General features: G+C 43.3%; 16 protein-coding genes. 14 read left to right on the top strand and 2 right to left on the bottom strand.

Going from position 1 to position 13,036, the window contains the following annotated elements:
• Nucleotides 1-29 precede the first annotated feature (29 nt).
• Nucleotides 30-1,772, bottom strand: a complete 1,743-nt coding sequence (argS, locus tag F607_RS0104095; RefSeq protein ID WP_038289955.1) for an arginine--tRNA ligase — start codon at nucleotides 1,770-1,772, stop codon at nucleotides 30-32.
• A 550-nt stretch (nucleotides 1,773-2,322) separates the two neighbouring features.
• On the opposite strand from argS, the gene F607_RS0104085 reads away from it, so the two are divergent.
• From F607_RS0104085 to F607_RS0104020, 14 genes are all read left to right on the top strand, one after another.
• On the top strand, nucleotides 2,323-2,901 hold the full coding sequence (locus F607_RS0104085; protein ID WP_027707048.1) for an SPOR domain-containing protein: 579 nt from the start codon (nucleotides 2,323-2,325) through the stop codon (nucleotides 2,899-2,901).
• Between the two features lie 255 nt (nucleotides 2,902-3,156).
• Nucleotides 3,157-3,699 (top strand): ATP-dependent protease subunit HslV, encoded by a 543-nt coding sequence (gene hslV / locus F607_RS0104080; protein WP_027707047.1) that lies wholly within the window; start codon nucleotides 3,157-3,159, stop codon nucleotides 3,697-3,699.
• A gap of 78 nt (nucleotides 3,700-3,777) precedes the next feature.
• Nucleotides 3,778-5,118: an HslU--HslV peptidase ATPase subunit gene (gene hslU / locus F607_RS0104075; protein ID WP_027707046.1), complete on the top strand. Its 1,341-nt coding sequence runs from the start codon at nucleotides 3,778-3,780 to the stop codon at nucleotides 5,116-5,118.
• 219 nt (nucleotides 5,119-5,337) lie between these two features.
• Nucleotides 5,338-5,724 (top strand): gamma-butyrobetaine hydroxylase family protein, encoded by a 387-nt coding sequence (locus F607_RS0104070; RefSeq protein WP_027707045.1) that lies wholly within the window; start codon nucleotides 5,338-5,340, stop codon nucleotides 5,722-5,724.
• A 118-nt stretch (nucleotides 5,725-5,842) separates the two neighbouring features.
• The gene (gene ubiE / locus F607_RS0104065) at nucleotides 5,843-6,616 is read left to right on the top strand and encodes a bifunctional demethylmenaquinone methyltransferase/2-methoxy-6-polyprenyl-1,4-benzoquinol methylase UbiE (protein WP_027707044.1); all 774 of its coding nucleotides are present in this window, start codon (nucleotides 5,843-5,845) and stop codon (nucleotides 6,614-6,616) included.
• 142 nt (nucleotides 6,617-6,758) lie between these two features.
• Complete coding sequence (locus tag F607_RS0104060; RefSeq protein ID WP_027707043.1) at nucleotides 6,759-7,394, top strand: ubiquinone biosynthesis accessory factor UbiJ; 636 nt, start codon at nucleotides 6,759-6,761, stop codon at nucleotides 7,392-7,394.
• 2 nt (nucleotides 7,395-7,396) lie between these two features.
• On the top strand, nucleotides 7,397-9,022 hold the full coding sequence (gene ubiB, locus F607_RS0104055; protein WP_027707042.1) for a ubiquinone biosynthesis regulatory protein kinase UbiB: 1,626 nt from the start codon (nucleotides 7,397-7,399) through the stop codon (nucleotides 9,020-9,022).
• A 7-nt stretch (nucleotides 9,023-9,029) separates the two neighbouring features.
• On the top strand, nucleotides 9,030-9,452 hold the full coding sequence (gene hisI, locus F607_RS0104050) for a phosphoribosyl-AMP cyclohydrolase (protein ID WP_027707041.1): 423 nt from the start codon (nucleotides 9,030-9,032) through the stop codon (nucleotides 9,450-9,452).
• Nucleotides 9,453-9,548: 96 nt separating this feature from the next.
• Nucleotides 9,549-9,884 (top strand): phosphoribosyl-ATP diphosphatase, encoded by a 336-nt coding sequence (locus F607_RS0104045; RefSeq protein ID WP_027707040.1) that lies wholly within the window; start codon nucleotides 9,549-9,551, stop codon nucleotides 9,882-9,884.
• The gene (locus F607_RS0104040) at nucleotides 9,884-10,219 is read left to right on the top strand and encodes a histidine triad nucleotide-binding protein (RefSeq protein WP_027707039.1); all 336 of its coding nucleotides are present in this window, start codon (nucleotides 9,884-9,886) and stop codon (nucleotides 10,217-10,219) included. Before F607_RS0104045 ends, F607_RS0104040 begins: the two co-directional genes overlap by 1 nt.
• A 45-nt stretch (nucleotides 10,220-10,264) precedes the next feature.
• The gene (gene tatA, locus F607_RS0104035; protein ID WP_027707038.1) at nucleotides 10,265-10,525 is read left to right on the top strand and encodes a twin-arginine translocase TatA/TatE family subunit; all 261 of its coding nucleotides are present in this window, start codon (nucleotides 10,265-10,267) and stop codon (nucleotides 10,523-10,525) included.
• Between the two features lie 28 nt (nucleotides 10,526-10,553).
• The gene (tatB, locus tag F607_RS32515) at nucleotides 10,554-10,997 is read left to right on the top strand and encodes a Sec-independent protein translocase protein TatB (RefSeq protein WP_051310854.1); all 444 of its coding nucleotides are present in this window, start codon (nucleotides 10,554-10,556) and stop codon (nucleotides 10,995-10,997) included.
• A 26-nt stretch (nucleotides 10,998-11,023) separates the two neighbouring features.
• A complete protein-coding gene (tatC, locus tag F607_RS0104025) occupies nucleotides 11,024-11,791 on the top strand; it encodes a twin-arginine translocase subunit TatC (protein WP_051310852.1) in 768 nt (255 codons plus the stop codon).
• Between the two features lie 24 nt (nucleotides 11,792-11,815).
• Nucleotides 11,816-12,532, top strand: a complete 717-nt coding sequence (locus tag F607_RS0104020; protein ID WP_027707036.1) for a 16S rRNA (uracil(1498)-N(3))-methyltransferase — start codon at nucleotides 11,816-11,818, stop codon at nucleotides 12,530-12,532.
• A 36-nt stretch (nucleotides 12,533-12,568) separates the two neighbouring features.
• Here the strand turns inward: F607_RS0104020 and dtd are convergent, their stop codons facing one another.
• On the bottom strand, nucleotides 12,569-13,006 hold the full coding sequence (gene dtd, locus F607_RS0104015) for a D-aminoacyl-tRNA deacylase (protein ID WP_027707035.1): 438 nt from the start codon (nucleotides 13,004-13,006) through the stop codon (nucleotides 12,569-12,571).
• Between the last annotated feature and the right edge of the window lie 30 nt (nucleotides 13,007-13,036).

The raw sequence follows: 13,036 nt of genomic DNA, 5'->3' as shown, positions 1-13,036 counted from the left end.
TTAACGACTAAATATAGCGGTAAAAAACCTTACATTTGCTCCACAGTATCAATACCCAGCACGTCAAGCCCTGCTTTAAGGGTATTAGCTACCAGCGCACAAAGCAGTAAGCGGCTCTGCTTAGTTGCTTCTTCCACACCTGGCTTATTAACTGGGCAAGCTTCATAAAACGTCATAAAGGTACCCGCTACATCATATAGGTAACCACACAACAAGTGTGGCTGACCTTCAGTTACCATGACATCAAGGGTTTCATGAAACTGCATAAGCTTCATAGCTAAAGTGCGCTCTTCTGGTGCTAAAACAGCTAATTCACCAGATAACTCTTCCAGTTGAACACCCGCTTTACGGAAGATACTTTTCACACGAGTATATGCATACAAAATATAAGGTGCTGTATTACCATCAAACGCCAGCATATTGTCCCAGTTAAAAATGTAATCACTGGTACGGTTCTTAGAAAGGTCAGCGTACTTAATTGCTCCCATTGCCACAGCACGAATAACGTCTACTTTTTGTTCTTCGTCTAAGTTAGGGCTTTTCTGAGCTATCAGTGTAGCTGCACGGTCTTCCGCTTCATCGAGTAACTCGGCAAGCTTTACAACACCACCCGCTCTGGTTTTAAAGGGCTTACCATCATCTCCTAGCATCATGCCAAACGCATGGTGCTCAAGTGAGCAGCGTGCTGTTGAAAACCCAGCCTTCTTACAAATTGTGAAAACCTGTTCAAAATGCTGTGCCTGGCGAGCATCCACATAATACAGAACGCGGTCAGCATGCAGAGTATGGCAACGATAACGGATAGCAGCCAAATCCGTTGTTGAATATAAAAAGCCACCATCTTTCTTCTGAATAATGACTCCCATAGGCTCGCCATCTTTGGTTTTAAACTCTTCCAAAAAGACAACTTTAGCCCCTTGGTCATCTGTCAGCAGGCCTTTTTCTTCAAGCAACTTAATGACATTAGGCAAATCATCGTTATAGGCGCTTTCTGCCATAACATCATCGCGAGTCAACGACACATTAAGTCGATGATATATTTCTTCACTATGGTTCAGTGAGATATCAATGAATTTTTCCCAAAGTTTTTTACAGTGTTCATCACCACTTTGCAGCTTAACAACATACTCACGCGCCACTTCAGCAAACTCAGGATCTTCATCGAAGGACTTTTTCGCATCCCGGTAAAATGTTTCCAGGTCAGATAGCTCCATAGAAACTGCATCAGGATTTTCTGCTGCAAGCCGTTCCATATAGGCGATCAACATTCCAAATTGGGTACCCCAGTCACCCACGTGATTTTGTCGAACGACTTTATGACCTAAAAATTCAAAGGCTCGTGTTACCGCATCACCAATGATTGTGCTACGTAAATGACCAACGTGCATTTCTTTCGCTAAGTTAGGCGAAGAGTAGTCAATGACAATCGTCTTTGACTTATCTGCTTTAGGCACACCGACTCTAGGATCTGCGATCCACTGTTGAAGCTGCTGCTGCATCCATTCAGGCTTCAAAAAGACATTAATAAAGCCAGGACCCGCAATCTCTATCTTTTCAGCCACATCAGCCAAACTGAGTTGTCGAATCACATCTTCAGCCAGTTCACGAGGATTCTTGCCAAGCTTTTTAGCTGCACCCATTACCCCATTAGCCTGATAGTCACCGAAACTGGATCGCGAGCTGGTTCGTACCATTGCTTGAGTCCCCTCTGGTGCCCCAGCGGCAACTAACGCCCGGCTAACTTCGGATTCTAAAAACTGGCGAATGTTCATCAGATTTCCTTTGTTTGCTATTACCAGATGCATAAGCAAAAAGCCCGATTAGCAATGCTAATCGGGCTTGTGTTACATACCACGAGCACAGACCGACAGGCTTGCCATCATAACTGCAATAATGAGAAGCCTCGTCGTAATGGCAGCAATGCAGATGTCCCCCAGTAATAAACTATGGGCGTAACATCTCCATAAAAATTCTGTATTGTCTTACCAAAAATATATTTCATAGCGCGTGCATACTAGCCGAATCTTGGCACCAAAACAACTTTAGTGCTCGGCTACTGATTATTCAAATAAGCTTTGGCATAATGCACACTAGTTGTTGCCTTTAGAATACATCTCAAATGCCTTATCTGAATAACATACCTCAAAATTTAATAATCAAACTGAATACAGCTGCAACAAATGTAGTCTATTAAGCTAACAAACTATATATACCTCAAGTAAATGGTAGATTCTGTATATGGCATTCAATTCGTAAACGAGGGAAGACTTTTTTCAATTTTTTGATAATCTTTTCACATAGGTAAGTAAGAAACGAAAAACTATGGCAAAACGCGGTGCTAGTCGTAAACCCAAACAAACCCAGCAAGCACGCCCCTCTGGACTCCCTTGGTTAGTCACAGGTGTTGTTGTTGGACTCTTTTTAGCTTTTCTGATCAAGCTTGTCCCTAATGCAAGTGATATCCGCAAGACTGTCACTAGCAGCAACAAGTCCAGCTCAGAGCAGCAGCCAGATAGTCCATCTAAGGCTGTCTTTGACTTTTATACACTACTCACAGAGTCTGAAACAGTTGTACAAAATGTTGAAGACAATGAAGTGTTACCTGCGAAATTAACTCAGCCTGAACAACAAGCACCAGCCCCTAACCCTCCAGAAAAGGCTGCCCAGACTCAGTATGCTCTTCAGGCTGGATCATTTAGAAATCGGCAAGATGCAGACCGCCGACGTGCAGAACTTATATTGCTTGGACTAACAGCTCAGACCCAACCCGTTAACATTCGCAACGGGGAAACCTGGTATCGAGTACAAGTAGGACCATTTGCAAACAAGCAACAAATGGTGAGTGTTAAAGGCAATTTAGCACAGCAGAATATTGACTCTATTGCACTCCAGCTAAAGTAACAACTACCCCCTCGTATGTTGTCCTTGAATTATTCTTTAATTACCCCATATTGAAAACATACCCGAGCCTGCGATCAGGCTCGATGATGACGCACTGAAACAGCCGAAGTCAGCAGCTTTCTTATACTGAAGAGAAATGTATCTTTGCCCGTGCCAGTCTTACGCCCCAATCACAAGCTAGGGTTTTGACAGTTTTCAGGCAACACGAAAATGTTCAGGTAGCGTTATACCCATGCAAGATCAGAGGAGTTCACATTGGAACAGTATCGAGGCACTACCATCCTGTCTGTACGTCGTAACGGTAAAGTCGTTATCGGTGGTGATGGCCAAGTGACACTGGGCAATACCGTCTTAAAGGGAAATGCTCGCAAGGTAAGACGGTTATACAATGGCAACGTGATTGCGGGTTTCGCTGGCGGAACCGCAGATGCCTTCACGTTATTTGAACGTTTTGAAGCGCAACTCGAAAAGCATCAAGGACACTTAGTACGAGCAGCTGTCGAACTCGCTAAAGACTGGCGTACAGACCGAGCACTAAGACGCTTAGAAGCCTTGTTAGCGGTTGCAGATGCTAAAGCCTCACTCATTATCACAGGTAATGGTGATGTCGTTGAGCCTGAAAATGGGTTAATCGCCATTGGCTCAGGAGGTCCATTCGCCCAGTCTGCCGCTCGTGCTCTGTTGGAAAGCTCAGAATTATCCGCTCGGGATATTGTTGAAAAAGGCCTGGAGATCGCTGGAGATATTTGTATCTACACTAACCACAATCGCACCATCGAAGAGCTTGATTGTGAGTAAGCGCTAGACCAGGGCACAAAAGCACGACACGTCGTATTGTGAGTAAGATTTACCTTTTTTAGATATTACAGGTTTACCATGTCTAATATGACTCCACGGGAAATTGTTCACGAGCTGGACAAACATATTATTGGCCAGGCTGAAGCCAAACGAGCTGTCGCCATCGCCCTACGTAACCGTTGGCGTAGAATGCAAGTCAGTGCTGAGCTACGCAATGAAATTACCCCTAAAAATATCTTAATGATTGGTCCAACTGGGGTGGGTAAAACCGAAATTGCACGCCGTCTAGCCAAGCTGGCTAATGCCCCTTTTATTAAAGTCGAAGCAACCAAGTTTACAGAAGTAGGCTATGTGGGACGCGATGTTGAGTCGATCATCCGCGACCTGGTAGACGCTGCGATTAAGATGAAACGTGAACAGGAAGTGGAGCGGGTAAAACATCGTGCACTGGATGCAGCTGAAGAGCGTATTCTTGATGCCCTACTACCTCCAGCCCGCAGCTTTGAAGACAGCGCTAAAGAGCGTGAAAGCTCAAGCACAAGGCAAGTCTTTCGGAAAAAATTACGAGAAGGCGAGTTGGATGACAAAGAGATCGAAATTGAAGTCAAAGATTCCCCTGTAGGTGTTGAGATTATGGCTCCTCCAGGTATGGAAGAAATGACAAGCCAACTACAAAACATTTTTTCAAATATGTCTTCTGGCCGAAAAAAAGCGCGCAAACTTAAGATTAAAGATGCCTTCAAGTTAGTGCAGGATGAAGAAGCTGCCAAACTGGTCAATGAAGACGAGCTTAAAGCAAGTGCCATTGAGTCTGTGGAACAAAACGGTATTGTCTTTCTTGATGAAATTGACAAAGTCGCCAAGCGTTCTGCCGGCAGCAATGCTGACGTATCTCGTGAAGGAGTACAGCGTGACTTGCTGCCGTTGATCGAAGGCTGCACCATCAACACTAAGTTTGGCATGATCAAAACCGATCATATACTTTTCATTGCATCAGGTGCATTCCACTTGTCCAAGCCTTCAGACTTGATACCTGAATTGCAAGGTCGTCTGCCCATTCGAGTAGAACTTAACGCGCTGACAGTTCAAGACTTTGAGCGTATTTTGACAGAGCCTGATGCTTCACTAACAGAGCAGTATCAAGCACTTATTGCAACTGAAAGCCTGAATGTTGAATTTACCAAAGATGCTATCACTCGTATTGCGGAAGTAGCATGGCACGTCAATGAAAGTACCGAGAACATTGGTGCTCGCCGTCTACATACCGTAATGGAGCGGTTACTAGAAGAGATTTCCTTCAGTGCTGCAGACTTGAGTACCGAATACAGTGATAAGCCTCTTGCCATTGATGCTAAATATGTTGATGAGCACTTAGGCAAGCTTGCTCAAGATGAAGATTTAAGTCGTTACATTTTATAACGAATTAACGAAAGCAAGCACAATATGCCCTACCTGAATAAGCTTTATAAACTGGAGCTTATTCAGGCGTTTAAAAAAATATTCTAGCCTTTCTTACTAAGTTTCCTCATCACTGCATTGATAAGCATACTCACTAACGCCTCTCTCCCAATATGCCTAGGAGTAGTCTACAATCAACGCGGACTATCATCTGAAATAAGCACAACTACCAGCAACATTATGAATACACCCTTGCTGATTGATATCAAACTCCACAAAAAGTCACGTAAAATAAGTCTCTCCTACGACAGTGGCGAGCAGTTTGAATTATCGTGTGAACTGTTAAGAGTATTATCCCCTTCAGCTGAAGTGCGTGGTCATGGTCAAGGCCAGGCTGTATTACAGACAGGAAAGCGATTAGTAAACATACAGCAAATTGAGCCTATTGGTCATTATGCACTAAAAATCACCTTCGATGATGGCCATGATAGTGGACTGTATACCTGGGACTATTTATACGACTTATGTTGTCATCAGCAAAAATACTGGGACACATACCTGCAACAGCTCCATCAGGCTGGCGCCAGCAGAGACCCAGATGTTAGTGTTGTTAAATTTATTGAGTAAAGGTCGTTAGTCTCCACCTTATTTATCCCCATCATGGTATAGATAAGCTTTCTTCTTTATAGGAAAATCTTTACCTTTACTCAAAAACTATTTTATTTTTCCATCAATAGAGGCGCGTATGTCTGGAAATAATAAGCCATCAGATGGCCAACAGAACACGACCCATTTTGGATACAAGCAAGTTAATGAGACAGAAAAAGCTAAGTTAGTTGCTGATGTTTTCCATTCTGTAGCGCCGAAATACGATTTGATGAATGATCTCATGTCGATGGGCATTCATCGTATCTGGAAACGTTTTACTATTGAGCTAAGTGGTGTACGTACTGGCAATAAAGTATTAGATATAGCTGGCGGTACAGGTGATCTCACCCGTAAATTTGCCAACCTTGTGGGCATGGATGGCCAAGTAGTGCTCGCGGATATCAATGACTCAATGCTAAAAGTAGGCCGTGACCGACTCATTGACCACGGTATTTGCGGTAATGTTGAGTACGTTCAAGCTGATGCTGAAAAGCTACCCTTTGCCGATAACACTTTCGACTGTATTACGATTGCTTTTGGCTTGCGTAATGTGACTCACAAAGAAGAAGCACTAAAATCCATGCATAGGGTGTTAAAACCTGGTGGGCGCCTATTAATTCTTGAGTTTTCTAAAACCAACAACCCAGTTATGAGTAAGATGTACGATGCCTACTCATTTACGGTACTTCCATTGCTAGGTAAATTAATTACCAATGACAGTGAGAGCTATCGTTATCTTGCAGAATCTATTCGCATGCACCCTGATCAAGAAACATTAGAGCGAATGATGCAAGAGGCCGGGTTTGTCCGTACCAGTTACCATAACATGACTGGAGGCATTGTCGCGTTGCATAAAGGAACAAAACCATAGCAACAAGTGCTTTTTTTCATCAATAAAAACAGCTAGAGCAATTGCTCTGTAATTAATGAGTACGCATTTGTCTAGCGAGCACTATTACCCTGAATAGTTTATTTACAACAAATAAGTTGCGAAGTAGAAGGGAGTCAGAAGTATGAGCATAACTGTGAATACAGCCCTGCAAGCCGCCATGGAGAAGGTGGTTAATGAGTTATTAGCACTCGACCCACTGACTCAACAGCGTCTTGCCCAGTTTAGTGGTGAAACTCTGTGTATCCAAAGTACACAGCCCAAGCTCACCTTTTATATCTCGTTTACATTGCAAGGTATTAGCCTGCATAGTCATCATGAAAACAGCCTTACCGCTTGCCTCACTGGTGAGGGTAGCGACTTGCTTCGTCTCCTGCTTAATAAAAGCACAGCAGATAGTACATTAGGTGAGCACTTACAACTTGCTGGCAACACCGACTTTATCATGGCTGTTCACCAAGTCATTCAAGAAAGTGAGCTTGACTGGGAGGCTCTAGTTGCCAGGTTAGTAGGCCCACTCTTAGCACATAAAGTTACCAATGGTTTAAGAAGTGGCCTTCATTGGCTGCAATATACCCAACAAACATTACAGCAAAATATCACTGAATATTTGCAAGAAGAGCTGAAAGAACTTCCTCCGCGCAATGCGGTAGAAATATTTCAAGAAGACCTGATGCAACTTCAATCTGATACAGACCAACTTGAAGACCGGCTTGCTCGCCTTCAGAAACACTTTAAAAACGCCCCGCAACAGGACTAGCCGTGGTTCAGATTCCTCGCCTGCTAAAAATCATTTATGTTACTGCTAAGTATCGCTTAGATAACCTCATCGACGATGCCCCACTACCCTTTTACTTAAGGTTGGCTTTTTGGTGCTTACCATGGCGTTGGTTTGTCCGTAATCAGCGCCCGCGTGCAGAGCGACTTCGTTTGGCTTTGGAGGAGCTAGGCCCAATTTTTGTTAAGTTCGGTCAGCTACTTTCTACACGTCGAGACCTGCTTCCTGATGACGTTGCCCAAGAACTGCAAAAGCTCCAAGATCAAGTCCCCCCCTTTGCCAGTGAAGGGGCTATCAAAATTATCGAAGCAAGCCTCCAGCAGTCAGTTACAGAGGTATTTACTTCATTCTCAGCAACGCCGATGGCTTCTGCTTCAGTGGCTCAAGTGCATGCCGCAGAATTGCCTGATGGCCAGCAAGTTGTGGTCAAAGTCATTCGACCAGGTATCCAAAAAGTCATTCGCCAGGATATTGCCTTACTCTACTTACTAGCAAGAATCATCGTTTTAATCTCTCGCGAAGGCCGGCGACTTCGCCCTCTTGAAGTTGTTCAAGATTATGAAAATACGATTTTTGATGAGTTAGATCTGCAGCGTGAAGCCGCAAATGCTTCCCAGCTTCGCCGTAACTTTGCGGATTCAGACAAACTCTATGTGCCTCAAGTTTATTGGGACTTTACTTCGACTCAAGTTATGGTGATGGAGCGGATTCATGGAATCCCTGTCGCCAATGTCGAAGCCTTGCTAGCCCAAGGAACCAATATGCGTAAGCTTGCTGAGCGAGGTGTAGAAATTTTCTTTACTCAAGTCTTTCGAGATAGCTTCTTTCACGCAGATATGCACCCAGGAAATATCTTCGTTGCCACAGAAGATCCAAGTAGCCCTTGTTACATTGCCATAGACTGTGGGATATGTGGCTCGCTGACTCCGGAAGATCAAAGCTATCTGGCTCGCAACCTGATTGCTTTCTTTAAACAGGACTATCGTATGGTTGCCCAGCTGCATATTGATTCAGGCTGGGTACCCAAAAATACCCGAGTAAATGAGCTAGAAGCCTCTATTCGTACAGTGTGCGAGCCAGTTTTTCAAAAACCACTGAAGGATATTTCGTTTGGGCAAGTGTTGCTTCGTTTATTCCAGACGGCTCGCCGTTTCAATATGGAGGTCCAACCTCAGCTGGTACTTTTACAAAAAACACTGCTCAATATCGAAGGTCTAGGTCGGCAGCTTTATCCCGAGTTGGACCTCTGGTCAACGGCTAAGCCTTTTCTTGAGCAGTGGATGAAGAAGCGCATTGGCCCTATGGGTCTTCTAAAATCACTACACACCAAAGCACCCGACCTACTTGAGCAAGCACCACTGCTCTCACAAACAGTGGTTAAAGCCGTCGAGGGCTATGTTTCACACCAGCATCATTACCAGCAGCAGCTTGAAGAAGCACGTCATAAGCGACAGCGCCGCAGAATTCAACAGTGGGTTGGCTGTGCTACCCTGGCAGTGGGCCTGATTGGTTTGTGGATTCCAGACTGGTATAACGTCATACTAAATGCAAGTGAAGCCCACTTATTACTTGTAGCACTGGGTGTAGTATTACTGGTTAAGCAGGACTAAATGCAGCATGATAAATACAAATAGAAATCACGATGATTGGTTAAGCACTATCAAGTGGGATGCAAATGGACTGATACCTGCCATTGCTCAGGATGCCAGCACTGACCAAATTCTCATGATGGCCTGGATGAACAAAGCGGCCCTCCAGCAAACAGTTGAAGTGGGTGAGGCTGTCTACTGGTCTCGATCACGCCAGAAGTTATGGCATAAAGGTGAACAGTCTGGCCATACTCAACAAGTCCATAGTATTTTTTTGGACTGTGATAGTGATGTCATTATTCTAAAAGTGACTCAACAAGGAGGTATTGCTTGCCATACTGGCCGGCTTAGCTGTTTCTATCGTCAGCTAGACACCAGCCAAAAAGCACCCCAGTGGCAGACCGTTGCTCCTGTTTTACAAGATCCAGAAGTCATCTACTCGAAAAAGTAGATAGTCTGCCAACAAAACTTTATCGGCGCTAAAAAAATTATCAGAGCCTATGATGAAATATCTTTCAGCTAAAACCTGTTTACCAAGGTCCAATCTATGAGTGATGTGCTAATTGCATTAGGCAACATATTAGAAGAAAGAAAAAACGCAAGCGCTGATAGTTCCTACGTTGCGAGTCTTTATGGCAAAGGACTCAATAAAATATTGGAAAAAGTCGGCGAAGAGGCAACAGAAGTTATCATTGCCGCTAAAGATGCAGAACAAGCCCAGTCAAAAGCGGATGTTGTCTACGAAACAGCCGATCTTTGGTTTCACACGCTTGTCATGTTGGCTCACTTGAATATAAAGCCGGAAGAAATATTACAAGAGTTGGCCAGACGTTTTTCAATTTCTGGCTTAGACGAAAAAGCTTCACGAACAGGTAACAAATAATGACAGACTGTTTATTCTGTAAAATTGTGGCTGGAGATATTAAAGCAGACATTGTTCATGAAGATGAGCACTGTATTGCCTTTAAGGATATTAACCCAAAGGCTGCCACTCATTTATTAGTGATCCCTCGCCAACATATTTGTAACCTTTATGATATAAAACCTGAACATGATCACTTGCTAACCCACCTCATCAAAACCATTCCTATGATTGCCAAAGCGCAAAATCTAGATAATGGCTTTAGAGCGGTAACCAATACAGGTGAAGGCGGTGGCCAGGAGGTTTTCCATCTGCACTTTCATATACTAGGTGGTGGGCCATTAAGTCCCCTATAATACAGCATCGCTTTTGCTGTTGAAATTCGTTAAAAGGAGTAACACATGGGTAATATTGGTTGGGTTCAGCTGTTAATTGTACTGGTGATTGTCTTACTGTTATTTGGTGGTAAGCGATTACGCAACTTAGGGGGTGACCTAGGTTCTGCTATCAAGGGTTTTAAAAAAGCCATGGATTCTGATTCAGATACGAACAAAGATGCTCCACCTCAAAAGCTAGAGCAACAAAATCAACAACAGGACAATACCTCTTCAGAAACCAAACAAGAAACAACCAAAGAACACAACACTGTAAATAAGCAGTAGTTTTGGGGTTTTACTTTGAGGATACAACGTGTTTGATATAGGCTTTGCAGAGCTTCTGCTTATTGCCATTATTGGCCTGATCATATTAGGTCCTGAGCGACTCCCCCATGCTATTCGTACTGTAACTCTCTGGGTTGGCAGAATTCGTCGTGGTTTTACAGCAATGAAATCCGAAATCGAGCGTGAAATTGGCGCGGATGAAATTAAGCGCCAACTTCATAATGAGCGGATCATGGATGAGTTAAAACAAGCACAGCGAAGCTTGCAAGAAAATGTTGAGGATGTAAAACACGGCTTGGATAACTCTATTCATCCCACGCTTTCCGAGCCCTCTTCTTCATCAGTGCAACCAGCTGCAACTGACTCAAAAGCACCACCGACAATTAAGCCTTATACTGTTTCTCAGTCTGCACCTGAGACAGGCAAAAACGAAGTGCCGGCAGAAAAGTCAGCTCATCAATCTGATTCCTAACCGTACGATATAAGTTGTGAAAACCCATGAGCTCGCAAAACTCAAGTACTGAAGAGATCCATAACAAAGATAAAGAACAACCTTTTATTGAGCACCTAACGGAACTACGAAATCGCTTATTAAGAGTTTTTATGGCAATTGGGGTAGCATTTGTGATCCTAATTCCCTTTGCCAATGTTATTTATGAGTTTATTTCTTTGCCTTTAAGGGAGCTTCTTCCAGAAGGCAGCACTATGATTGCTACCGAAGTGGCCTCTCCTTTATTAGCACCTTTTAAACTCACCATTATTGCATCCATTTTTTTAACTATCCCTTATATACTTCATCAAGCGTGGAGTTTCATTGCTCCAGGCTTATACCGGCATGAACGCCGGTTAGCCGTTCCATTACTTGCCTCTAGTGTGCTGTTATTTTATCTCGGTGTGGCCTTTGCGTATTTTGTTGTATTCCCTTTATTATTCGATTTTTTTACTAAAATAGGCCCTACCGATGTAGCAATTATGACCGATATCAACAAGTATCTTGATTTTGTGCTAAAACTATTTTTGGCATTTGGTACTGCGTTTGAAATACCTATTGCTACTGTCTTACTTATTTGGTCTGGAATTGCATCTGTTGATAGTTTAAAAGCAAAACGCCCTTATATTATTGTTATTTGCTTTGTGGTCGGTATGCTACTGACACCACCAGATATTATTTCACAAAGTTTACTTGCCATACCCATGTGGTTGTTATTTGAAAGCGGGCTATTGTTTGGGAAAATGATTACACAGCGTTCATCTGCCACAACATAACCACCGAATGATAATTATAAAAAAATGAATTTAATATTGCTGTTCAAAGAAGACTTTATCAGTGTAAGCCATGTTCGAATCACTGATCGAAGACGATGGCATATTCAAAATATATTGACCAAACAGGTTGGTGATAAGGTCACTGTTGGCCTATTGGGAGGAGATGTCGGCCAAGGAACTGTCACAGCAATTAATGAACAGGGAATTGAATTAGCCATTGAATTAACGTCTCCTCCACCGCCGCCATTGCCTCTAACCTTATTATTAGGGCTACCGCGTCCCAAAATGCTCAAGCGAATTTTATTTTCAGCAACCACACTGGGAATAAAAAAGATAATACTCATTAACAGCTATCGCGTTGAAAAAAGCTACTGGCAAAGCCCATGGCTAAAACCTGAAAAAATGGCGCCCTTTTTCCATGCAGGCCTAGAGCAAGCACGAGATACCCTTTTACCTGAAGTTATTCTCGCAAGGCGCTTTAAGCCTTTTGTCGAAGATCAGCTCCCTTCACTTTGTGCAGGTAACCAATGCTATATCGCCCATCCTGCAGCTATCTCTACACCACCAACCAACCTGACGACGCCCAGCATTGTTGCTGTTGGCCCTGAAGGTGGATTTATTGAGTACGAAGTAGATATGTTAGCTGAAAGAGGGTTCGAGCCTATTAGGTTAGGTGAGCGTATTTTAAGAGTTGAAACGGCCATTCCAACACTGGTCGGCCGCATGTTTAATCTAACGTAATACTTTTTTTAGGGCTTATTATCAGGCCCTAGTACATTAAAACTCCAACATAAATGTCACTGGTCCATCATTGGTCAGTGATACCTGCATATCAGCAGCATATGTACCAGTGGCAATTTGGGGGTAACGCTGGCGCAAATAATTTACGAAGTAATCATACATTGCTTCACCATGCTCTGGAGAAGCCCCAGCACTAAAGCTAGGACGTAAACCTTTCTTGGTGTCTGCAACTAAGGTAAATTGCGAAACAACGAGTATTCCCCCACTGACTTGTTGAACATTTAAATTCATTTTCCCTGCATCATCACTGAACAAGCGATAATGAAGTACTTTTTCTGCCAGCTTTTCTGCAATGGCTGGGGTGTCCTGCTGTTCAACGCCTAATAACACTAAAAGCCCATGATCAATAGCACCAACAATTTGGTTTTTTACTTCTACCTGAGCCTGAGAAACACGCTGCAACAATGCTTTCATAACTAATTTACTTCGTTGATTGATACACCC

The organism is Zooshikella ganghwensis DSM 15267, from assembly GCF_000428585.1.
Taxonomy (GTDB): Bacteria; Pseudomonadota; Gammaproteobacteria; order Pseudomonadales; family Zooshikellaceae; genus Zooshikella; species Zooshikella ganghwensis.
This window is presented reverse-complemented; position numbering and strand designations above follow the sequence as displayed.

Excerpts from the sequence above, each read along its gene's own strand:
- F607_RS0104045 (WP_027707040.1), top strand. The coding sequence starts at position 9,549 with ATGAGTGATGTGCTAATTGCATTAGGCAACATATTAGAAGAAAGAAAA.
- F607_RS0104085 (WP_027707048.1), top strand. The coding sequence starts at position 2,323 with ATGGCAAAACGCGGTGCTAGTCGTAAACCCAAACAAACCCAGCAAGCA.
- argS (WP_038289955.1), bottom strand. The coding sequence starts at position 1,772 with ATGAACATTCGCCAGTTTTTAGAATCCGAAGTTAGCCGGGCGTTAGTT.
- dtd (WP_027707035.1), bottom strand. The coding sequence starts at position 13,006 with ATGAAAGCATTGTTGCAGCGTGTTTCTCAGGCTCAGGTAGAAGTAAAA.
- F607_RS0104020 (WP_027707036.1), top strand. The coding sequence starts at position 11,816 with ATGAATTTAATATTGCTGTTCAAAGAAGACTTTATCAGTGTAAGCCAT.
- F607_RS0104070 (WP_027707045.1), top strand. The coding sequence starts at position 5,338 with ATGAATACACCCTTGCTGATTGATATCAAACTCCACAAAAAGTCACGT.
- hisI (WP_027707041.1), top strand. The coding sequence starts at position 9,030 with ATGATAAATACAAATAGAAATCACGATGATTGGTTAAGCACTATCAAG.
- F607_RS0104040 (WP_027707039.1), top strand. The coding sequence starts at position 9,884 with ATGACAGACTGTTTATTCTGTAAAATTGTGGCTGGAGATATTAAAGCA.
- F607_RS0104060 (WP_027707043.1), top strand. The coding sequence starts at position 6,759 with ATGAGCATAACTGTGAATACAGCCCTGCAAGCCGCCATGGAGAAGGTG.
- hslU (WP_027707046.1), top strand. The coding sequence starts at position 3,778 with ATGTCTAATATGACTCCACGGGAAATTGTTCACGAGCTGGACAAACAT.
- ubiE (WP_027707044.1), top strand. The coding sequence starts at position 5,843 with ATGTCTGGAAATAATAAGCCATCAGATGGCCAACAGAACACGACCCAT.
- tatA (WP_027707038.1), top strand. The coding sequence starts at position 10,265 with ATGGGTAATATTGGTTGGGTTCAGCTGTTAATTGTACTGGTGATTGTC.
- tatC (WP_051310852.1), top strand. The coding sequence starts at position 11,024 with ATGAGCTCGCAAAACTCAAGTACTGAAGAGATCCATAACAAAGATAAA.